Annotated in this window: 20 protein-coding genes; 6 read left to right on the top strand and 14 right to left on the bottom strand. The window is 63.2% G+C overall.

Annotated elements, in window-relative coordinates:
• Window positions 1-44: 44 nt before the first annotated feature.
• From tpiA to LPA37_RS17795, 5 genes are all read right to left on the bottom strand, one after another.
• Window positions 45-827: a triose-phosphate isomerase gene (gene tpiA, locus LPA37_RS17775; protein WP_228982040.1), complete on the bottom strand. Its 783-nt coding sequence runs from the start codon at window positions 825-827 to the stop codon at window positions 45-47.
• Between the two features lie 128 nt (window positions 828-955).
• Window positions 956-1,972 (bottom strand): NAD(P)H-quinone oxidoreductase, encoded by a 1,017-nt coding sequence (locus LPA37_RS17780; protein WP_228982038.1) that lies wholly within the window; start codon window positions 1,970-1,972, stop codon window positions 956-958.
• Window positions 1,973-2,102: 130 nt separating this feature from the next.
• Window positions 2,103-4,244, bottom strand: a complete 2,142-nt coding sequence (pnp, locus tag LPA37_RS17785) for a polyribonucleotide nucleotidyltransferase (RefSeq protein ID WP_228982036.1) — start codon at window positions 4,242-4,244, stop codon at window positions 2,103-2,105.
• A 301-nt stretch (window positions 4,245-4,545) separates the two neighbouring features.
• A complete protein-coding gene (rpsO, locus tag LPA37_RS17790) occupies window positions 4,546-4,818 on the bottom strand; it encodes a 30S ribosomal protein S15 (protein ID WP_025496081.1) in 273 nt (90 codons plus the stop codon).
• A gap of 178 nt (window positions 4,819-4,996) precedes the next feature.
• Window positions 4,997-6,256: a branched-chain amino acid ABC transporter substrate-binding protein gene (locus tag LPA37_RS17795; RefSeq protein WP_229013223.1), complete on the bottom strand. Its 1,260-nt coding sequence runs from the start codon at window positions 6,254-6,256 to the stop codon at window positions 4,997-4,999.
• Window positions 6,257-6,456: 200 nt separating this feature from the next.
• Between LPA37_RS17795 and LPA37_RS17800 the strand changes: the two genes are divergently transcribed.
• Window positions 6,457-7,026 carry a hypothetical protein gene (locus LPA37_RS17800; protein WP_228982024.1) on the top strand — a complete coding sequence of 190 codons (570 nt, stop codon included), beginning with the start codon at window positions 6,457-6,459 and terminating at the stop codon, window positions 7,024-7,026.
• 87 nt (window positions 7,027-7,113) lie between these two features.
• Window positions 7,114-7,731: a carbonic anhydrase gene (locus LPA37_RS17805; RefSeq protein WP_228982022.1), complete on the top strand. Its 618-nt coding sequence runs from the start codon at window positions 7,114-7,116 to the stop codon at window positions 7,729-7,731.
• A gap of 83 nt (window positions 7,732-7,814) precedes the next feature.
• On the opposite strand, the gene LPA37_RS17810 is transcribed toward LPA37_RS17805, so the two are convergent.
• The 6 genes from LPA37_RS17810 to LPA37_RS17835 all read right to left on the bottom strand — a co-directional run bounded on the left by LPA37_RS17810 (window position 7,815) and on the right by LPA37_RS17835 (window position 14,843).
• On the bottom strand, window positions 7,815-9,359 hold the full coding sequence (locus LPA37_RS17810; RefSeq protein WP_228982019.1) for a 2-isopropylmalate synthase: 1,545 nt from the start codon (window positions 9,357-9,359) through the stop codon (window positions 7,815-7,817).
• A gap of 318 nt (window positions 9,360-9,677) precedes the next feature.
• On the bottom strand, window positions 9,678-10,544 hold the full coding sequence (gene pssA, locus LPA37_RS17815; RefSeq protein WP_228982013.1) for a CDP-diacylglycerol--serine O-phosphatidyltransferase: 867 nt from the start codon (window positions 10,542-10,544) through the stop codon (window positions 9,678-9,680).
• Window positions 10,545-10,564: 20 nt separating this feature from the next.
• Complete coding sequence (locus tag LPA37_RS17820) at window positions 10,565-11,203, bottom strand: phosphatidylserine decarboxylase (protein ID WP_229013224.1); 639 nt, start codon at window positions 11,201-11,203, stop codon at window positions 10,565-10,567.
• Between the two features lie 140 nt (window positions 11,204-11,343).
• Window positions 11,344-12,447, bottom strand: a complete 1,104-nt coding sequence (gene ilvC / locus LPA37_RS17825; protein WP_324251890.1) for a ketol-acid reductoisomerase — start codon at window positions 12,445-12,447, stop codon at window positions 11,344-11,346.
• Between the two features lie 25 nt (window positions 12,448-12,472).
• The gene (ilvN, locus tag LPA37_RS17830; RefSeq protein WP_228982006.1) at window positions 12,473-12,964 is read right to left on the bottom strand and encodes an acetolactate synthase small subunit; all 492 of its coding nucleotides are present in this window, start codon (window positions 12,962-12,964) and stop codon (window positions 12,473-12,475) included.
• Window positions 12,965-13,079: 115 nt separating this feature from the next.
• Window positions 13,080-14,843, bottom strand: a complete 1,764-nt coding sequence (locus LPA37_RS17835) for an acetolactate synthase 3 catalytic subunit (protein WP_228982003.1) — start codon at window positions 14,841-14,843, stop codon at window positions 13,080-13,082.
• Between the two features lie 350 nt (window positions 14,844-15,193).
• On the opposite strand from LPA37_RS17835, the gene LPA37_RS17840 reads away from it, so the two are divergent.
• From LPA37_RS17840 to LPA37_RS17855, 4 genes are read left to right on the top strand one after another with little or no spacing between them, the layout of a single operon-like run.
• The gene (locus tag LPA37_RS17840) at window positions 15,194-15,757 is read left to right on the top strand and encodes an RNA polymerase sigma factor (RefSeq protein ID WP_228982000.1); all 564 of its coding nucleotides are present in this window, start codon (window positions 15,194-15,196) and stop codon (window positions 15,755-15,757) included.
• Window positions 15,754-16,200, top strand: a complete 447-nt coding sequence (locus LPA37_RS17845; protein ID WP_228981994.1) for a DUF3619 family protein — start codon at window positions 15,754-15,756, stop codon at window positions 16,198-16,200. Before LPA37_RS17840 ends, LPA37_RS17845 begins: the two co-directional genes overlap by 4 nt.
• Before the next feature lie 15 nt (window positions 16,201-16,215).
• Window positions 16,216-16,959 (top strand): DUF3106 domain-containing protein, encoded by a 744-nt coding sequence (locus tag LPA37_RS17850; RefSeq protein ID WP_229013225.1) that lies wholly within the window; start codon window positions 16,216-16,218, stop codon window positions 16,957-16,959.
• A gap of 25 nt (window positions 16,960-16,984) precedes the next feature.
• Window positions 16,985-17,506 carry an RDD family protein gene (locus LPA37_RS17855; protein ID WP_228981990.1) on the top strand — a complete coding sequence of 174 codons (522 nt, stop codon included), beginning with the start codon at window positions 16,985-16,987 and terminating at the stop codon, window positions 17,504-17,506.
• Between the two features lie 41 nt (window positions 17,507-17,547).
• Here the strand turns inward: LPA37_RS17855 and LPA37_RS17860 are convergent, their stop codons facing one another.
• From LPA37_RS17860 to LPA37_RS17870, 3 genes are all read right to left on the bottom strand, one after another.
• Complete coding sequence (locus LPA37_RS17860) at window positions 17,548-18,900, bottom strand: ABC transporter permease (RefSeq protein WP_228981988.1); 1,353 nt, start codon at window positions 18,898-18,900, stop codon at window positions 17,548-17,550.
• 19 nt (window positions 18,901-18,919) lie between these two features.
• On the bottom strand, window positions 18,920-20,503 hold the full coding sequence (locus tag LPA37_RS17865) for a sugar ABC transporter ATP-binding protein (protein WP_229013226.1): 1,584 nt from the start codon (window positions 20,501-20,503) through the stop codon (window positions 18,920-18,922).
• 103 nt (window positions 20,504-20,606) lie between these two features.
• Entirely contained in the window at window positions 20,607-21,563 is a 957-nt protein-coding gene (locus LPA37_RS17870; protein ID WP_228981981.1) for a substrate-binding domain-containing protein, read from the bottom strand.
• Window positions 21,564-21,614 lie beyond the last annotated feature (51 nt).

The raw sequence follows: 21,614 nt of genomic DNA on the forward strand, positions 1-21,614 counted from the left end.
CAATGGGCCTGCCTCGCCCGGACGTCCTGCCCGGCCTGAGCGGCTTACGCCGCGTCGGCCATCACGGCTTGCGCCGCGTTGCAGATCGCCAGGAAATCCTTGTCTTTCAACGATGCGCCGCCGATCAGGCCACCATCGATATCCGGCTGACGGAACAACTCTTCCGCATTGTCGGGCTTCACACTACCGCCATAGAGCACGTGTACATCAGCCACTGCCGCGTCTTTCGCGGCAAGACGCCCGCGCAAAAACGCATGCACCTGTTGCGCCTGCACAGCCGTCGCGCTCTTGCCCGTGCCAATCGCCCAGACCGGCTCATACGCCACCACGATACGAAGCGCTTCTTCCAGCGAAAGTTTCGCAAGCACCTCGTCGATCTGTGCGCCGACGACCGCCTCCGTTTCGCCCGCATCACGCTGTTCGAGCGTTTCGCCGACGCAGACGATCGGTATCAATCCCGCTTCGAGCGCACGCTGCGTCTTTGCCGCCACCAGTTCAGCGCTTTCGCGATGATACGCACGACGCTCGGAGTGGCCGACAATCGCAAACTTCGCGCCAAAATCGGCAGCCATGTCTGCGGCAACTTCGCCCGTGTAGGCACCTTCCGTGAACGCGGAGACATCCTGCACGCCCCACGCCACACGCGAGCCCTCAAGCAGCGACTGCGCCTGCGAAAGATACGGACACGGCACGCACAGCCCCACAAGGAGGCCTTCCGGCAAAGCGGCGACACCTTGTGCCACGGCCTTCATCAGGCTCGCGTTATGGGCCAGACGACCGAACATCTTCCAGTTACCGACTACTGCTTTCGCTCGTTGTTTCGACATTGTCTCGTCTTGTCGTGAGACAGGCTCGAACTACGCGTCGGCCCGTCTTTTAGCATCCGTGAATCGTGCGTCGAGCGCAAAACATGTAATTTTACTGTGCGTTGACGGATCGGGTCAAACCAGCAGGATTAAACATCCGCGCCCCAATTCAGTACGATCTTGCCGACGTGGGCACTGCTTTCCATCAGTGCGTGCGCGTCGGCAGCCTGCGCGGCCGGAAACACGCGATGCACAACCGGCTTGATACGGCCCGCTTCGATATGCGGCCACACGTGCTCTTTCAGATTTGCCGCGATCCCCGCCTTGAATTCGACCGGTTGCGGACGCAGCGTCGAACCGGTAATCGTCAGACGGCGGCGCAGGATGTCGCTCAGGTTCACCTCCGCCTTCGCCCCGCCGAGCAACGCGATCAGCACAAGGCGGCCGCCATTGGCGAGTGCTGTCAGCTCACGCGGAACGTAGCTCCCGGCCACCATATCGAGAATGACGTCGACGCCGCGATCGTTCGTCAGCGACTTCACCACTTCGACGAAATCCTCAGTCCTGTAGTTGATCGCCCGTTCGGCACCCAGTTCTTCGCACGCACGGCATTTGTCGTCCGAGCCGGCCGTCGCGAATACGCGAAAACCCAGCGCATGCGCGATCTGGATCGCCGTCACGCCGATGCCGCTCGAGCCGCCCTGCACCATGAACGTTTCGTTCGCGCCGCCCTCGCCCGCGCCCAGCTTCGCGCGATCGAACACGTTGCTCCACACCGTGAAGAACGTCTCCGGCAGCGACGCTGCCTCGATGTCCGTCAAACCCTTCGGCACCGGCAGGCATTGCGCCAGCGGTGCCACGGCGTATTCCGCGTAACCGCCGCCCGCGAGCAGCGCACACACACGATCGCCCACTTTCAGGCCGAACGGGTTATGCCGTTCGTCGATCGAACCGCCGACGATCTCGCCCGCGACCTCCAGCCCCGGCAGATCGGACGCGCCGTGCGGCGGCGCATACGCGCCCTTGCGCTGGAACACGTCCGGACGGTTGATGCCCGACGCCGCCACCTTGATCAGCACTTCGCCCGCTTTCGGTTCCGGCATCGGCCGTTCGGCCAGCTTCAGGACATCCGGTGCGCCGAATTCGGTAATCTCGACAGCTTTCATCTGCATCACCTCCAAAGGTGTGGATTGCACTGCCAGCCCGGCAGGTGCCGCACGGCTGGCAGTGCAATCCATCCTCCATGAAAAACGGCCGGCGCGCATTCACGCCACCGGCCGTCATCCTGCTAACGCATTACTGCGGCGTCGGCTCGTCTTGCGGCGCGCCAGCCGGTGCTTCGTTCAGCAACGCCTTGGCCGACAGACGCACGCGACCCTTCTCGTCCGTCTGAATGACCTTGACCTTCACGTGCTGGCCGTCCTTCAGGTAGTCGTTGATGTCCTTGATGCGCTCGTTCGCGATCTCGGAGATATGCAGCAGACCGTCCTTGCCCGGCAGGATGTTCACGATCGCACCGAAATCCAGCAGCTTCAGCACCGTGCCGTCATACACCTGACCGACTTCGACTTCCAGCGTGATGTTTTCGATGCGCTTTTTCGCTTCGGCCATGCCTTCGCTGCTCGTGCTTGCGATCGTCACGACGCCGTCGTCCGAAATATCGATCGTCGTGCCGGTTTCCTCGGTCAGCGCGCGGATCACCGAACCGCCCTTGCCGATCACATCGCGGATTTTTTCCGGATTGATCTTGATGGTGATCATGCGTGGCGCGAATTCCGACAGTTCCGTGTTCGCACCCGAAACAGCCGATGTCATCTTGCCGAGGATATGCATACGGCCTTCCTTCGCCTGCGCGAGGGCGACCTGCATGATTTCCTTCGTGATGCCCTGGATCTTGATGTCCATCTGCAGCGCGGTCACGCCTTGCTCCGTACCCGCCACCTTGAAGTCCATGTCGCCGAGGTGATCTTCGTCGCCGAGGATGTCGGTCAGCACCGCGAACTTGTTGCCTTCGAGAATCAGGCCCATCGCGATGCCGGCGACGTGCGCCTTCATCGGCACGCCGGCGTCCATCAATGCGAGGCAGCCGCCGCACACCGAAGCCATCGACGACGAACCGTTCGATTCCGTGATTTCCGACACGACGCGAATCGAGTAGCCGAATTCGTCGGCACCCGGCAGGCACGCGGCCAGCGCACGCTTGGCCAGACGGCCGTGACCGATTTCGCGGCGCTTCGGCGAACCGACGCGCCCCGTTTCGCCGGTCGCGAACGGAGGCATGTTGTAGTGGAGCATGAAGCGTTCGCGGTACTCGCCTTCGAGCGCGTCGATGTTCTGCTCGTCGCCCTTCGTGCCGAGTGTCGCGACAACCAGCGCCTGCGTTTCGCCACGCGTGAAGAGCGCCGAGCCGTGCGTACGCGGCAGCACGCCGGTACGGATTTCGATCGGACGCACCGTGCGCGTGTCGCGGCCGTCGATACGCGGCTCGCCGTTCAGGATCTGCGTACGGACGATCTTCGCTTCGATGTCGAACAGCACGTTGCCGACGGAGGCCTTGTCGGCGGCAACCGTGCCGGCCGCAGCCGCTTCTTCTTCCAGCTTTGCCGACGTGGCTGCGTACACTTCCTTCAGCTTCGTCGAACGCGCCTGCTTGTCGCGCAACTGGTAAGCGGCGAGCAGGTCGGCTTGCGCCAGTTCCGTCACGCGCGCGATCAGCGGCTCGTTCTTCGCGGCCGGCTTCCAGTCCCATTCCGGCTTGCCGCCTTCGCGGACAAGCTCATGGATCGCGTCGATCGCGATCTGCATCTGTTCGTGGCCGAACACCACGCCGCCGAGCATCACTTCTTCGCTCAGTTGCTGCGCTTCCGATTCCACCATCAGCACCGCGCGTTCCGTACCGGCGACGATCAGGTCGAGCGCCGATTCCTTCATTTGCGGACGCGTCGGGTTCAGCACGTATTCGTTGTTGATCCACGCCACGCGTGCTGCGCCAACCGGGCCGTTGAACGGCAGACCGGAAATAGCGAGCGCCGCCGACGCGCCGATCAGCGCGGGAATGTCAGCGGGAACATCCGGGTTCAGCGACAGGACGTGGATCACGACCTGAACTTCGTTGTAGAAGCCTTCCGGGAACAGCGGGCGCAGCGGACGGTCGATCAGGCGCGAAATCAGCGTTTCGCCTTCCGACGGACGGCCTTCGCGACGGAAGAAGCCACCCGGGATCTTGCCGGCGGCATAGGTTTTTTCGAGGTAATCGACGGTCAGCGGGAAGAAATCCTGACCCGGCTTTGCCGTTTTGGCACCGACAACGGTGGCCAGCACCACGGTATCTTCGACATCGACGAGCACAGCACCGCTTGCCTGGCGGGCGATTTCACCCGTCTCGAGGCGAACGTTATGTTGTCCCCATTTGAATTCTTTGACGATCTTGTTGAACATAGTCACTCCTTTTCTTCGTTATGCCGCGCGGACGGACAGCGGCGCGGCAACGCCAGAACCGGTGCCACATGGGAAGAGAAGTGTTATGCCATTCCAGAGAACCACGCTTTTCTCGCGCGAACCGCTGGAATGACACAAAACTCTGCCCTGAGGCCCGGTCGTGTTCTGGTCACCCACCGCATGATCTTCCATGCGCATCGCGGATGACGCCTCGATGCACCTCACATGAAGCGCATCGTTCAAAAACAAAATGCCTGTATCAGCTGACTGACACAGGCATCTTGCTGAGAGACCAACCCGATTACTTACGCAGACCCAGCTTCTCGATCAGCGCGCGGTAACGGTCAGCGTCCTTGCCCTTCAGGTAGTCGAGCAGCTTGCGACGGCGGCTCACCATGCGCAGCAGGCCGCGGCGGCTGTGGTGATCCTTCGTGTGAGCCTTGAAGTGAACGGTCAGTTCGTTGATACGGGTCGTGAGCAGCGCGACCTGAACTTCGGGGGAGCCCGTGTCGTTTGCTGCGCGCGCGAATTGCGCGACGACGTCGGACTTCTTGCTTGTTTCAACTGCGGACATATTGATTTCCTTGATTACTGAACAGGCGGTCACGGAAGAAAGGCCGTGCCGTGGGGGTACAACGAGGGGCGTATTGTAGCACAGCCCAAACGGCCCGCGAACCCTTCCCTTACAGCCCCTTGCAACGGGAATCCGCCCCAAAGGCACGCCCGGCGTGCTCACGGGCGTTCGCGAGCGTTCAGGGGCGTTTCATGCGACACACAGTGGATGGCTCAGTACGTGCCGCCGGCAGCGCCAGCACGGTGCGAAAGCCATAGCCGGAACCTTCATTGTCGAAACGCACACCTGGCGTGCCTGCCTTCTCCATTTCCATCACATAAAGGGGCTGGATGAACTGGTGGTCCGCTGCGCGCATCCACGACGCGTGAAAGCCGTTGTCGAACGTCCTGCCCTCCAGCGCCTTCGCGACCGCCTCCGGCCGGGCGCTTGCCGCACTGTTCATCGCTGAAGCCAGCATCTCGATCATGATTTCCATGCGCAACACGGGGTAGTCGTCGGCGGCAGCGGGAAAACGGGTGCGAAACGCCTTGTACCACGCGTCCGAGGCGGCACCGCCCGCGTTCGGATGCCAGTCGGCGACCGCCACGACCCGGCCGACACCCGCGTCGCCCAGTGCCGCCGGCGCGCCGAGACTGTTGCCGTAGAACGTGTAGAACTTCGTGTTGAGCCCCTGCTCGCGCGCCGCCTTGACGAGCAGCGTCAGATCGTTGCCCCAGTTGCCCGTCACGACCGCGTCCGCGCCGCTCGCGCGGATTTTCGCGATGTAAGGCGCGAAATCCTTCACCCGGCCGATCGGATGGAATTCGTCACCGACAATGCCGATATCCGGCCGCTTCGCCTTCAGCGCCTCGCGCGCGAGCGTGCTGACGTCGTGGCCAAAACTGTAATCCTGGTTCAGCAGGTAGACTTTCTTCACGGACGGGTCGCGCTGGATCACATCGGCGAGCGCATCCATGCGCATGCCGGCGTGGGCGTCGAAACGGAAGTGCCAGAAACTGCAGTTCGCGTTGGTAAGCGCGGGATCGTCGGCGGAATAGTTGAGCAGCAGTTCGCGGTTGTCCGGTTCACGGGCGTTCTGCTTTTCGATCGCGCCCAGCAGCGCCGCGGCGACCGCGGAACTGTTGCCCTGAAGGATGTAGCCGATATGCTGGTCGGCGGCTGCCCGCAGTTGCACAAGCGCTTCTTCGGCGCTGCCCTTGCTGTCCAGCACGACGAGTTCGAGCGGATGCGCGCCATCCTTCAGTTTCACGCCGCCCGCCGCGTTCACGCGCTCGACGCCGAGCCGCAGGTTCCGCTCCACCGCCGCGCCCGCGTTGGCAAACGGCCCGGACATGCCCTCGATCAGCGCGAGACGCACGGGTTCGCCGCCGGCGTGCGCGAGCGTCACCGACACTGCCGCGAGCGCGCCCAGCGCCGTTCGTATCCAGTTCGCCACCATCGTTACTCCCACCTCGATTGATTCATCCGAAGCGCGGATCATAGAGGCGTGCACGTCACCGGGCAAGGGCGCCGCCCACCCCAAGTTCGCGCGCCGTCACGCAGCGCGGACAAATCTTTTGCCGCGCCGCGTGTCAAAATACCGTGGCTTCCTGACAGAACACATAACGTGAGGCCACCAGAATGCCACCGGAGGAACCCATGCTTAACCGCCTCTTCACCGTGCCTGCCCCCGGCGGGACGACAACGCAGCCAGCACGCGCCGGCCGGTTGCGCCGTGCGGCGCTCGCGTGCGCCTGCTTCGGCGCCGTGATGCTCACGGGTTGCGCGCAACCGTGGCAGCAGTTCCAGCCGGGCGAAGACCAGTCGACCCTGATCACCCGCCTCGGCCCGCCACGGGAAACCTATGACCTGCCGAACGGCAGCCGGCGCCTGATGTGGCCCACCCAGCCGATGGGCGAAACCACCACCGCCGCGGACGTCGACGCCGCCGGCAAGATCCTGTCCGTGCGCCAGGTGCTCCAGCCCAACGAGTTCTACCGCGCCGAGGTCGGCAAATGGACGCGCGACGATGTGCTCGTCAACTTCGGCCGCCCGGTCGAAACGTCGTATTTCCCGCTGATGAAACGTGAGGTCTGGACCTACCGGTACCTCGAGGACAACGTCTGGTACATGATGTTCAGCTTCTACTTCGACGACCAGGGCGTCCTGCGGACCACCCAGAAAAGCCCGGACCCGCTGCACGATCCGGATCGCCGCGGCCTCTTCTGATCGTATCCCGGTAGCATGCACACACAGGCCGCCTCGCCCCTGAGGCGGCTTTTCTGTATATCGTCGGCCGATACGGAGGCGCTTTCGATGACCCTTCCCAGACAGATGCTGGCCGCCAATACCGAATGGGCCGATGAAACGGTTGCCCGCGAGCCGCATTTTTTCCAGGCCCTGTCGCGGGGACAAAACCCGCTGGTTCTATGGATCGGATGCTCGGACAGCCGTGTTCCCGCCGAGACCATCACGCTTTGCCAGCCGGGCGACCTGTTCGTCCATCGCAACATCGCGAATCTCTTTCCGCCCGACGACGACAACTGTTCGAGCGTGCTCGAATACGCCGTGCGCGTGCTGAAGGTCGGGCACGTGATCGTCTGCGGTCACTATGGTTGCGGCGGCGTGCGGGCGGCGCTGCTGCCGCCGTCGCCGGAGCTGCCGCACGTCAACCGGCGCATCGCGCCGCTGCGCGCGCTGGCCCATGCGCACCACGACGAACTGGACGCTCAGCCGTCCGACGATGCGCGCCTCAACCGGCTCGCCGAACTGAACGTGCTGGAGCAGGTTCAGCGGCTACGCGACACCGACATCGTGCGCGAAAGCCAGCCGGCGCCGCTCGTGCATGGCTGGATCTTCTCGCTCGACGACGGACGCATCAAGGTCGTCGCATCCGGCTACCCGGGCGACGCGCAACGCGACCCCGGAAACTGAAAACCCCGTGCCCTTATGGGGCACGGGGTTTCGTCTGAACGTACACACGGAAAGCGCGGATCGACGCCCCGCGGTCAATGACGTTATGAACGCTGCGGATTCAGCTTGTCGACGTTCGAGTACAGCTTGTTGAGCGCCGAGATATACGCTTTCGCGGAAGCCGCGACGATATCCGGATCGGTGCCGACGCCGTTCACGATGCGCCCGCTCTTCGACAGACGCACCGTCACTTCGCCCTGCGCCTGGGTGCCCGTCGTGATCGCGTTCACCGAGTAAAGCAGCAGTTCCGAGCCGCTCCCCACTTCGGTTTCGATCGCGTTCAACGTGGCGTCGACCGGACCGTTGCCGCGCGCTTCGCCGGTCACTTCCTTGCCTTCCATCGAGAACACGATCTTCGCGTGCGGCTGCTCGCCCGTTTCCGAGTGCTGCGACAGCGAAACGAACCTGTAATGTTCCTTTTCGTGAGCTTCGGCAGATTCTTCCGTCACGATCGAGATGATGTCTTCGTCGAAAATTTCCGACTTGCGGTCGGCCAGCTCCTTGAAGCGCGCGAACGCCGTGTTCAGTTCGCCTTCGCTTTCGAGCGAAATGCCGAGTTCCTGCAGACGCTGCTTGAATGCGTTACGGCCCGAGAGCTTGCCGAGCACGATCTTGTTCGCGCTCCAGCCCACATCTTCGGCCCGCATGATTTCGTACGTGTCGCGCGCCTTCAGCACACCGTCCTGGTGAATGCCGGATGCGTGTGCAAACGCGTTCGCGCCCACCACCGCCTTGTTCGGCTGCACGACAAAACCGGTGATCTGCGACACGAGCTTCGACGCCGGCACGATCTGCGTCGTATCGATGCCGAGATCGAGGCCGAAGTAATCCTTGCGGGTCTTCACGGCCATCACGATCTCTTCGAGCGACGTATTGCCCGCACGCTCACCGAGACCGTTGATCGTGCACTCGACCTGACGCGCGCCGCCGATCTGCACGCCTGCCAGCGAGTTCGCCACGGCCATGCCGAGGTCGTTGTGGCAGTGCACGGAGAACACCGCCTTGTGCGAGTTCGGGATGCGCTCGCGCAGATCCTTCACGAGCTTGCCGTACAGTTCCGGCACGCCGTAGCCAACCGTGTCGGCGATATTGATCGTGGTCGCGCCTTCGGCGATCACCGCTTCGAGCACGCGGCACAGGAAGTCCATATCCGTGCGGCTGCCGTCTTCCGGCGAGAACTCGACGTCGTCCGTGAACTTGCGCGCGAAACGCACCGCGAGTTTTGCCTGCTCGAACACCTGGTCCGGCGTCATGCGCAGCTTCTTTTCCATGTGCAGCGCCGACGTCGCGATGAACGTGTGAATGCGGAAGTGGCTGGCGGGCTTCAGCGCATCGGCGGCACGCTGGATGTCCTTGTCGTTCGCGCGGGCGAGCGAGCAGATCGTGCTGTCCTTGATCATCGACGCGATCGTGTGGATCGAATCGAAATCGCCGTTCGAACTGGCGGCGAAACCGGCTTCGATGACGTCCACTTTCATCCGTTCGAGCTGCTTCGCGATACGGATTTTTTCTTCCTTGGTCATCGACGCACCGGGCGACTGCTCGCCGTCGCGCAAGGTCGTGTCGAATATGATCAGCTTGTCTGCCATGTCGGGTCTCCGGGACTCAATCAAATGTGGGAATGAAGATACGGAATTCGGGTGTTTGCGCCACCGCTGGCGACGCTAAACAACAGACGAGGCAGACGGAGGGCGAAAACGGTCAGCGCGGCAGGCGCGCTAGCACTAGTGCGCATAGGGGCGCACCGGCTTGAAGAGACAGGAAGGGGAATGTGAAAATAACCATGTCAGCGACTATAGCGGCAATCCGGAAATCGCGCAATTAGCGCCGCACCCGGCGCCCGAAACGAAAAGCGGCAGCCCTCGAGCCGCCGCTTTTGTCCTGCCTTCCTGCCGACCAGGCCGGTTTCAGTGATCGCGCTGCGACGAACGGGCCGGGTTCGCCCGGCCCCGAAGCGCCTGATAGCCCCAGAACACGTAGCCCGACAGCCCGTACAGGACGAACAGGCCGAACAGCATCAACGGCGGATCGGACGACACCAGCACGAACGCCATCACGACCAGCAGGATCACGCCGAACGGCACGCGATGCCGCACGTCGAGCGCCTTGCCGCTGTAGAACGGCGCGTTCGACACCATCGTCACGCCTGCATAGATCGTCAGCACGAACGCGACCCACGGCAGCCAGACGAGCTTCAGCGGCACGCGGTTATCGGTGGCGAGCCACACGAAGCCCGCGATCAGCGCCGCGGCGGCCGGGCTCGGCATGCCCTGGAAGAAGCGCTTGTCGACCACGCCGATGTTCGTGTTGAAGCGCGCCAGCCGCAGCGCCGCACCCGAGCAGTACACGAATGCCGCAAGCCAGCCCCACCGGCCGAGGTCCTTCAGTATCCATTCGTACATCACGAGCGCCGGCGCGACGCCGAACGACACCATGTCCGAGAGGCTGTCGAACTGCTCGCCGAACGCACTCTGCGTATGCGTCATGCGCGCAACCCGGCCGTCCATGCCGTCGAGCACCATCGCCACGAAAATCGCGATCGCCGCGACTTCGAAGCGCACGTTCATCGCCTGCACGACGGCGAAGAAGCCGCAGAACAGCGCGGCGGTCGTGAAGGCGTTCGGCAGCAGATAGATACCGCGCTTGCGCAGGAACTGCTGGCGCGCGGCACGCCGGCTGTCGACGACACCCGGTTCCGGCATCGGCTTCTTGCGGCGGAAAGGCCGGGGCTGCGGGCCGGCGCTGCGCGGTCGACGCGGTTTGAATGCGGCCATCGAAACCTCCTTGTGCCGCGTTATAGTTCAGCGAGGATCGTCGACGAGGCAGACACCTTCTCGCCAATCGATACGCGCGGACGGCTGCCCACCGGCAGATACACGTCGACACGCGAACCGAAACGGATGAAGCCATAGCGCTGACCGCGCGTGAGCGGTTCGCCCGCACGCACATAGCAAAGAATCCGGCGTGCGATGAGACCCGCGATCTGCACCGACGTGACCGTCTGGCCGCTTGCCATTTCGATCACCAGCGCATTGCGCTCGTTCTCGAGCGAAGCTTTATCGACTGCGGCGTTCAGGTAAGCACCCGGAAAATATTCGACCTTCGAGATCGCGCCATCCACTGGCGAGCGTTGCGAGTGGACGTTGAACACATTCATGAACACGCTGATCTTCAGCGCTTCGCGGTTGGCGTACGGGTCGTGCGCCGTTTCGACAGCGACGATGCGGCCGTCGGCGGGACACAGCACGGCATTGGCCTGCGTGGGAATCGGGCGAGCCGGGTCGCGGAAAAACTGGACGATGAAAATCAGGATCAGCCAGAACGGCCATGCGAAGCCGAACCCCGCGATGGCATGGATCAACAACGCAACGACGGCCGCGATGGCGATGAACGGCCAGCCTTCGCGCGCGATGATCGGATGAGGGTAATTCATGAGTGGCTTCAGTATTTTTGTAAAACCGTAGGATAGCAAAAGCCGCCCAGGGTTCATCACACCTGGACGGCTTTTGGGACCATCCGGCGATGCGCCCGCGATTGCTGCGGACGCACAAACCGGACGAATGCAACGCTGGCCTAGTTCTTCGACTGGTCGACGAGCTTGTTCGCAGCGATCCACGGCATCATCGAGCGCAGCTTCGCACCGACCGTTTCGATCTGGTGCTCAGCCGTCAGACGGCGACGCGATTGCAGCGTCGGCGCGCCAGCGCGGTTTTCGATGATGAAGCTCTTCGCGTACTCGCCCGTTTGAATATCGGTGAGAACCTGCTTCATCGCCTTCTTCGTTTCGGCCGTCACGATCTTCGGACCCGTCACGTACTCGCCGTATTCGGCGTTGTTCGAGATCGAGTAGTTCATGTTCGCGATGCCGCCTTCGTAGATCAGGTCGACGATCAGCTTCAGTTCGTGCAGGCACTCGAAGTACGCCATTTCCGGCGCGTAGCCCGCTTCCACCAGCGTTTCGAAGCCAGCCTTGATCAGGTCGACCGTACCGCCGCACAGCACGGCCTGTTCGCCGAACAGGTCGGTTTCCGTTTCTTCGCGGAAGTTCGTTTCGATGATGCCGGCACGGCCGCCGCCGTTTGCCGCTGCGTACGACAGCGCGATGTCACGGGCCGCGCCCGACTTGTCCTGCGCGACCGCGATCAGGTGCGGCACGCCGCCGCCTTGCGAGTACGTGCCGCGAACCGTGTGTCCCGGTGCCTTCGGCGCGATCATGATGACGTCCAGATCCGCACGCGGAATCACCTGGCCGTAATGCACGTTGAAGCCGTGCGCGAATGCGAGGGCTGCACCCTGCTTCGCGTTCGCATGGACTTCCTTTGCGTAGACTTCGGCGATCTGCTCGTCCGGCAGCAGCATCATGACGACGTCCGCGCCCTTCACGGCTTCGGCCACTTCCTTGACCTTCAGGCCGGCGTTCTCAGCCTTGCTCCACGATGCGCCACCCTTGCGCAGACCCACCGTCACGTTCACGCCGCTTTCGCTCAGGTTCAGCGCGTGTGCATGGCCTTGCGAGCCGTAACCGATGATGGTGACCTGCTTGCCTTTGATGAGGGAGAGGTCGGCGTCCTTGTCGTAGAAAACTTTCATGTTCGTTCCTTGGCGATATTCAGAGAGATTCAGGTACTGCGTGTTGTGTGCTGCTGGCCGGATTCGCGTCATGGACAGCGCGCTCATCCGGCCGTGATCGATGCAAACGGCGTTACACCTTCAGAATGCGTTCGCCGCGTCCGATCCCCGAGCTGCCCGTGCGGACCGTTTCGAGAATCGCGGTAGCGTCGAGCCCTTCGATGAAGGCATCGAGCTTGTCGCTCGCGCCCGTCAATTCGATCGTGTAGGTCTTTTCGGTGACGTCGATGATGCGGCCGCGGAAAATATCCGACATCCGCTTCATCTCCTCACGCTCCTTGCCGACCGCCCTTACCTTGATCAGCATCAGCTCTCGCTCGGTATGGGCGCCCTCGGTAAGGTCGACCACTTTCACCACCTCGATCAGGCGGTTTAGATGCTTCGTGATCTGTTCGATCACGTCGTCCGAGCCAATGGAAACGATGGTCATGCGCGACAGCGAATGGTCTTCGGTCGGAGCCACCGTCAAGGTTTCAATGTTGTAGCCGCGTGCCGAGAAAAGACCCACCACGCGTGACAGCGCGCCCGGTTCGTTTTCCAGCAGGACTGAAATAATGTGTCTCATGTTTCGCTTCTTCCAGATGTCGATGTATCGATGTATGCGGGCCGGTTCGCGCCGCTTCGTCCGCTACCGCCCTTTGTGAAGGCGCGCGCGACGAAGCCAGCGTCAGAAACGGTCGTTATAGATCTTCCGAACCCATGAGCATCTCCGTGATGCCCTTGCCGGCCTGAACCATCGGCCAGACGTTTTCGGTCGGATCGGTCTGGAAATCGAGAAACACCGTGCGATCTTTCAGGCGCAGCGCTTCCTTCAGCGCCGGTTCGACATCCGCCGTGCGCTCGATGCGCATGCCGACGTGGCCATAGGCTTCGGCGAGCTTCACGAAGTCGGGCAGCGCATCCATGTACGAATGCGAGTAGCGCTTGCTGTATTCGATCTGCTGCCACTGGCGCACCATGCCCAGATAGCGGTTGTTCAGCGAAATGATCTTCACCGGCGTGTTGTACTGCTTGCAGGTGGACAGTTCCTGGATGCACATCTGGATCGAGCCTTCGCCCGTGATACAGAGCACGTCGTCATCCGGGTGCGCCATCTTCACGCCCATCGCCGCCGGCAGGCCGAAGCCCATCGTGCCGAGCCCGCCGGAATTGATCCAGCGACGCGGCTTGTTGAAGCGGTAGAACTGCGCCGCCCACATCTGGTGCTGGCCGACGTCGGAACACACGAAGGCATTGCCGTCGGTCAACTCCCACGCCTTTTCCACCACGTATTGCGGCTTGATGATGTCGCTCTTGCGGTCGAACTTCAGGCAGTCTTTCGAGCGCCAGGCTTCGATGTCCTTCCACCAGTCGGCGAGCGCCGCGGTGTCGGGGCCATGCTCGGCCGTCTGCAGCTGCTCGATCAGTTCCTTCAGCACTTCCTTCACGTCGCCGACGATCGGAATGTCGACCTTGACGCGTTTGGAGATGGAAGACGGATCGATGTCGATATGGATGATCTTGCGCGGACGCGACGCGAAGTGCGCCGGATCGCCGATCACACGGTCGTCGAAACGCGCGCCGATCGCGATCAGCACGTCGCAGTGCTGCATCGCCATGTTGGCTTCGTACGTGCCGTGCATGCCGAGCATGCCGAGGAATTTCTTGTCGCTCGCGCGATAGCCGCCCAGACCCATCAGCGTATTCGTGACCGGGTAACCGAGCAGATCGGCGAACTGGTTCAGCTCACGCGACGCATCCGCGAGAATGATGCCGCCGCCGGTATAGATATACGGGCGCTGCGCGGACAGCAGCAGCGCAACCGCCTTGCGGATCTGGCCGGAGTGGCCTTTAGTCACCGGGTTATACGAGCGCAGCGCGACCGACTTGAGCGGCTCGTACTGGCAGGGCATCTTCGACACGTCTTTCGGAATGTCGATCAGCACGGGACCAGGTCGGCCGGTACGGGCGATAAAGAACGCTTTCTTGACGGTGGCGGCGAGGTCGCGCACGTCCTTCACGAGGAAGTTGTGCTTCACGCACGGACGCGTGATGCCGACCGTATCGCACTCCTGGAACGCATCCTGGCCGATCGCGGCGGTCGGAACCTGCCCGCTGATCACGACCATCGGAATCGAATCCATATAGGCGGTGGCGATGCCCGTCACCGCATTGGTGACGCCGGGGCCAGAGGTCACGAGGCAGACGCCGACCTTGCCGGTCGAGCGTGCGTAGGCGTCAGCGGCGTGAACCGCGGCCTGCTCGTGACGCACGAGGATATGCTGGAACTTGTCCTGCTTGTACAGCTCGTCGTAAATGTAGAGTACCGAGCCGCCGGGATAGCCCCAGATGAATTCGACGTCTTCGTCGGCCAGTGCCTTCATGAGCACGGTGGCGCCGATAGAGCCAGTTTCGTGATGGGGAGTCGTATCCGACGTGGAGAATTCCGCGCTGGGCATATTCATTGTTCACCTTTCGAATTTTCGGCAAAAAATTGATCGGGTGCTCTCTGCCGGGCTTGTGGCTCGGGTTCAAGCGGCGCGTCCAGTTTGACAGGTGAGCTTCTTGGGCCACACCTCAAATGAGACAAGTCACTTATGTTGCGAACCGCTGACGATATCTGCTGTCACGATATTGGTCAAGCAGATATTTCCGCGGCGCGGCATGCCCCGGGGAGCGGGCAGGCACGTTTTACCGTCGTGAGCGGCGGTGGCCCTCTTTTCCCTGGTGCGGGCAAAAGTTTGTTAGCATCCGCGGGTTTTACGACATTTTTCGATCTATTACGCGCACGCCCGCTGCGCCGACCCCCAAACGGATGGCATCAGACAAGGAACTCGCCGATTTTCTGGCGGGCGTCGAGAGGCGCGCATTCAAGCAGACGGTCTACGCCGTGCGGGATGATGACGCCGCGCTCGACATCGTGCAGGACGCGATGATCAAGCTCGCCGAAAAATACGGCGACCGTCCTCCAGCCGAACTTCCCCTTTTGTTTCAGCGTATTCTCCAGAATACGATGCACGATCACTTCCGCCGGCAGAAGGTGCGCAATACGTGGGTCAGCCTGTTTTCCTCGCTCGGCGGCGCCGATGACGACGATTTCGATCTGCTGGAAACGTTCGAAGCCCAGGAAGGATCGGCCGCGGCGGAGAGCAGTGAGCAGCGCCTCGCGCGCGAACAGGTCCTGCAGCTGATAGACGAAGAAATCCAGAAATTACCTGCACGTCAACGGGAGGCGTTTCTCATGCGTTACTGGGAAGATATGGATGTCGCTGAGACCGCCGCCGCCATGGGCTGCTCCGAAGGAAGTGTGAAAACGCACTGCTCGCGGGCCACCCACACGCTGGCGCAAGCGCTCAGGGCCAAAGGAATCACGCTATGAGCTCCGCTCCCGATACAAAAGAACTCGAGTTTGCGCGGCAGCTGCGTCGTGCGCTCGACGAAACGACTGCCGCTCTCCCGTCCGCCACCGTCGACCGGCTCGCCGCGGCGCGCCGGACCGCGCTCGCCCGCAAGAAACCCGAACCGGCAACGGTGCCGGTGTTCGCGCCCGCGTTCGCCGGCGCTGCCGCCGGCATGGCGGCTCACGCGCCGTCGCCGGAATCCGGTACTGCCGGCAAGCCGCGCCGCTCGCCGCTGCGCCGTTTCGCGCTTGCCTGGCCGCTCGCCGCGCTGGTCGTGAGCCTCGTGGGCATTGCCTACTGGGAAGACCTGCAGCGCACCGCCGAACTCGCCGATATCGACGCCGCCATGCTGAGCGACGATCTGCCGCTCAACGCGTACCTGGATCACGGGTTCAACGCGTATCTATCGCGCGCGCGCTGATCGGGGGCCGTTCGGGTGAGTTACAAGCGCGGCCTCGCCGTTGTCTCCGGATGCGTGATCGCGGCGCTGGTGTCGTTCGCCGCAACCTGGCCACGTTTCAATCCAAAGCCTGTTTCCGCTTCGGCGCCCGTCGCCGGTGCGCCGGCCTCGTCGTCCGCGCCATCGCTGGGCGTCGATCTGCAGGGAATCGCCAGCAACAACCCGCTTTCGTGGTCCCATCTCACGGAAGCCGAGCGCGTCGCGCTCGCGCCGTTCGCCAGCCAGTGGAACACCTTCAGCGATGCACGCAAGCGTAAATGGATCAAGATCGCGTCACGTTACGCAAAGATGTCGCCTGAAGCGCAAAAGCGGCTCCACGAGCAGATGACCGAGTGGACCCGCATCACGCCCGAGCAGCGGCGTGTCGCGCGGGAGAACTATCAGGCGTCGAAGGAACTGCCACGCGAGGCACGCCGGAATGCCTGGAAGGCCTACCAGCAACTCCCGGAGGAACAGAAGCAGCGGCTTGCCGCGAGCGAGCACAAGCGCCGCCCGACCGTCGTCAGCGCGCCGCCGACCGGCAAATCCGAAGTCAAGGACATCGACCGCCTGGTGAACGCGCGTGGCGCGAGCGCCGTCGCGCCGGCGTCGGCTGCGGCCGTGCCGTTGCCCGCGTCCGTCGCCCTGCCGCCGGGCACGACACCCGCCGGCAGCTTCGTTCCCGCGACGCCGCAACCGGTTTCGCCCGCCGAAGCGCCGTCGATCTTCAACGGCTCCTGAGCCCCTTCTCCACGTCCAACGATCCGTGTCCAGCCCGTCCACTACCGCCGACCTGACCCCTGATCGCCCGACACCCGCGCCGACCGTGCGCCGCCGCCTGGCGACAATGCTCTACGAAGGCGTGATCCTGTTCGGCATCGTGTTCCTCGCCGGCTATCTGTTCAGCACGCTGACGCAGCAACGCAACGGCCTCACGCATCACAACCTGCTGGCCGCCTGGGTGGGTTTCGTGGTCGGTGCGTATTTCGTCTGGTTCTGGACGCATGGCGGCCAGACGCTGCCGATGAAAACCTGGCGCCTGCGCCTCGTCGGCGCCGACGGTGCGCCCGTGTCGGCGCCGCGCGCGATCGTGCGCTACATGCTCGCGTGGCTGTGGTTCCTGCCGCCGCTCGCGCTGCACCCGCTGCTGGGTCTCGCGGTGCCACAAACGCTCATCGTCGCGGCAATCTGGTTCGTGCTGTGGGCCGCCACCGGTCGTTTCGGCGCGAGCCGGCAGTTCCTGCACGACCGGCTCGCCGGCACGCGAATCGTCGAGCTCACGCGTTAGGTACACACGCCTCACCTCACGCGCCCACCCGAGGCCGCCCCTCAACGCTTCTCCGCCGCGCTTCCTGACGACGACGCCTGCCGCTGCGCCGGCGACGTCGTCACGCCCTTGCGACCGCCGAGGCGCGCGAACATCGTCCGCGGATCCATGCGCGTCTGCTGCAGGAACACGGCGACCACGATGATCAGCCCTTTCATCACGAGCTGCGTGTTGCTGTCGATGTTGTTGAGCAGCAGGATGTTGCCGAGAAAGCCGAAGATCAGCACGCCGGCTACCGTTCCCGCAATCCGTCCCACGCCGCCCATCAGGCTCGTGCCGCCGATCACCACCGCGGCGATCGCGTCGAGTTCCCAGCCGACGCCCGCGTCCGCCTTGCCCTGCCGGTATTGCGCCGCGTACAGCACGCCGACGAGCGCCGACAGCATTCCGGAGATCGCATACGCGGCGATCTTGTTGCGGTCGACCTTGAGGCCGGAAATGCGCGCGCATTTCTCGTTGCCGCCGATCGCGTACAGGTACTTGCCGAACACGGTCCGGTTCAGCACGAAATCCGCGATCAGCGCGATCACGACGAAAAAGAGTGTGGGCACCGGCACCACGCCGAACAGCAGCGCACGCAGGAGTTCAATGTCCGTGGTCGCATTGCTGCCGCTGTAGATCGAGTAGACGGCTGTGTCCTGCCCCGCCACGAGACGCGCCACGCCCATCACGCCGACCATCGCGGCCAGCGTCACGATGAACGGCTGCATCCTGCCACGCGTGATGATCCAGCCGTTCAGCGCGCCGATTGCAAGGCCCGCGAGCGGCACCATCCACAAGACCGTCCACAGCGAAACCTTGACCGGCAACTGATGCCATGCGTACGCACACGCAAGCAGCGCGCAGACGAACCCAACCGCCATACGCGGGCCGTGACGCCGCACATGAACACCCGAAGCGCCTTTCGCACGCTTGCGCCGCGCCAGCAAACCGCCCACCCCGCAGACGATGATGAAGATGCTCACCGCGTCGAGCCCGAGCGCCGTCCATGACGCGGTGTTCGAGCCGGGCGTCGTCAGCAGGATCGCGGTCAGCACGCTGCCGAAGCCCATCACCGAGCCGACCGACAGATCGATCCCGGCGGTGATGATCACGAGCGTCATGCCGACCGACATCACACCGACGTTCGCGACCTGACGGAACACGTCCGAGAAATTCGCCGCCGACAGAAAGATATTGCTGCCGTCCGCGGCATGCGGCGAGGTCAGCGCACCGAGCGCGATCAGTACGATCAGCCCCAGGTAGTATTTGACGTTCGTCAGCCACGCCCGCAGGCGTCGTTGCCGCGGGTCGGGCAGCGTATCGAGGGCCGGCTCATGGGTCGACTTATGGGCCGGTTCATTCGCTTTCAGCATGTTCTCTGTCTCCGGTCGATCAAGGCGAGGCCAGCTTCACGAGCTGTTCGGCGGAAAACGCCTCGCGCTCCAGCACGCCGGCCGCACGCCCTTCACACAGCACGAGAATGCGGTCGCACATCAGCATCAGCTCGTCGATCTCCGAGCTCGCGACGACGACCGTCAGGCCGGCGCGCGCCGCCTGCAGGATCTGGCTGTAGATTTCCGATTTGGCGGCCACGTCGACGCCGCGCGTGGGTTCGTCGAGCAGCAGGATATCGGGCTGCGTCATCAGCCATTTGCCGATGATGAGCTTCTGCTGGTTGCCGCCCGAGAGCGTCGTGACGGTCTGCGCGACGCCGCCGCATTTCACGTTCGACGCCTTCGCCTGTGCTGTCACGCGCCGTGCGATCGCACGGCGCCGGTAGAACGGAAAGCCGTCGACACGCGCAAGGCTCGGCAGCACGAAGTTCGCTTCCACCGAATGCTCGGGCAAGAGGCCGTCTTTCTTGCGGTCTTCGGTGACAAACGCGACGCCGGCTTCGACTGCGGCCGCGGGCGTCGTGAACGCACGCCGCGAAGGGCCGATTTCGATTGCGCCTTCCACGCGATACGACGACACGCCGAAGAGCGTTTCCAGAATCTCCGTCTTGCCCGCGCCGAGCAGTCCCGACAGACCGAACACTTCGCCCTGCCGCACCTCGAACGACACGTGATCGACAACCGGACGATGATCGCCGTGCAGCGTCAGATCGCGCACGGCGATCATCGTGTCGGCGGCGGCGCGCAGTTCGCCCGCCTCGCGATGCGGCGTGACGAAGTTCTTGCCGATCATCATCGAGACGAGCTGTTCGGCGGATTCGACGCGGCCGATCGGCAGCGTCGCGATATGCCGGCCGTCGCGCAGCACGGTGACGCGATCGGCAAGATCGAAGACCTCCTGCAGACGATGGCTGATCAGGACGATGCCCATGCCGCGCTCGCGCAGTTCGCGCACGAGAACGGACAGCGCCTGCGTTTCGGTGTCGGAGAGCGCGGACGTCGGCTCGTCCATGATCAGCACGCGCGCGTCGGCGAGCAGCGCCTTCGCGATTTCGATCAGCTGCTTTTCGCCGATGCGCAGCGGCCCCACGAGCGCATCAGGCGCGGGCCTGAAGCCGAGTTGCGCCAGCACTTCACGCGCTTTCGCACGCATCGCGGCATGGTTGGGAAAACCGAAGCGCGTGGTGATTTCCTTGCCGAGAAAAAGGTTGTCGACGACAGAAAGACTGTCGACCAGATTCAGTTCCTGATGAATGATCGCGATGCCGGCGTCCATCGCATCGGCGCTGGTTCTGAACGCGACGGGTGTGCCCGCGACGGCGATCGTGCCCGCGTCCGGCAGATACAGGCCGCCGAGAATCTTCATCAGGCTCGACTTGCCCGCGCCGTTTTCGCCGACGAGCGCATGCACCTCGCCCGCAGCGATATCGAAGTCGATGTCGGTGAGCGCCGCGCTGCCGCTAAACGCAATCGAAATGCGTGATGCCGCGACGAGCGGCACCGCCGCGCCTTCGTGCGAAAGTGGCGGCGTGGAGCGTTGCGCTTCGCGCGTGGTGTGACCGCCTGCTGCGTGTTGCATCATGAAAGCCGTTCGCCTCGTCGGTTGAGTCGGGTCAGCGTTGCGAAGCGTGCGCAGTCCGATCATGCGAGGACCGCGGCACGCACGGCTTGTGCCTGCATCAACCTCAGCCGGCCACGAACTGCTTCGCGTTGTCCGCGAAAATGCCCTGCGTCGGCAGGATCACCTTCTTCGGAATCTTCTCGCCGGCAAGCATCCTGAGCGCCTGACGCAGGCCCTCGGCACCCGGCGTCGGGTACACGAACGTCGCCGTCAGAATGCCCTTCTCGACCCACACGGCGCCTTCGTTCGGCAAGCCGTCCGCGCCGACGAACCTGATCTTCTTCTCGACGCCCGCGTCCTTCGCGGCGAGATACGCGCCGTACGCCATCGGATCGTTGTGCGCGAACACCACGTCGACCTGCGGATTCACGCGCAGCACCGTCTTCATATAGTCGTACGCCTTGTCCTGCTTCCAGTCGCAGTCCACGCGCTGGCCGACGGTCTTCAGCCCCTTCTCCTTGCCGATGAATGCCATCGCGCCGTCGTGCCGGTCGTGCGAAGCCTGCGCGCCAAAACCGCCCCACACTTCGACGATATTGCCTTTCGCCGCGCCCGGACCGCCCGTCGTCTTGACGATGAATTCGCCGATGCCCTTGCCGATCAGCGTGTTGTCGCCGCCGACGAACTGCGTGTACGCATCGCCGTTCACGGTCCGGTCGAGCACGAACACCGGGATGCCCGCCTTGTACGCTTTTTCGACCACGCCCGTGAGCCCGGCCGACTCCTTCGGCGAGATGAAGATCACGTCCATCTTCTGTGCGATGAAGTTCTCCATGTCGGCGTTCTGCTTGTCGGTGCGATCGTTGGCGTCGGCGATCACGAGTTCGACGTTCGGATGTTTCGCGGCTTCGGCTTTCATGTCCTTGTTGAACTGGACGCGCCACGGTTCGACCGTGGTCACCTGCGAAAACCCGAAGCGATATTTCTTGCCCTGGGCCTGCACGTATCCAGCCTTCATCACGAGCCCGGCAAACGGTGCCGTGACAAGTGCGCCAGTGATCAAGCGACGGTTGCGGTTCATCGACTGTCTCCATAATTTGCGCATTACGTGATGCGCGGTTGTGTGCCCCTC

The sequence above is a fragment of the Paraburkholderia gardini genome (assembly GCF_907164545.1).
In the GTDB taxonomy this organism is placed as follows: domain Bacteria; phylum Pseudomonadota; class Gammaproteobacteria; order Burkholderiales; family Burkholderiaceae; genus Paraburkholderia; species Paraburkholderia gardini.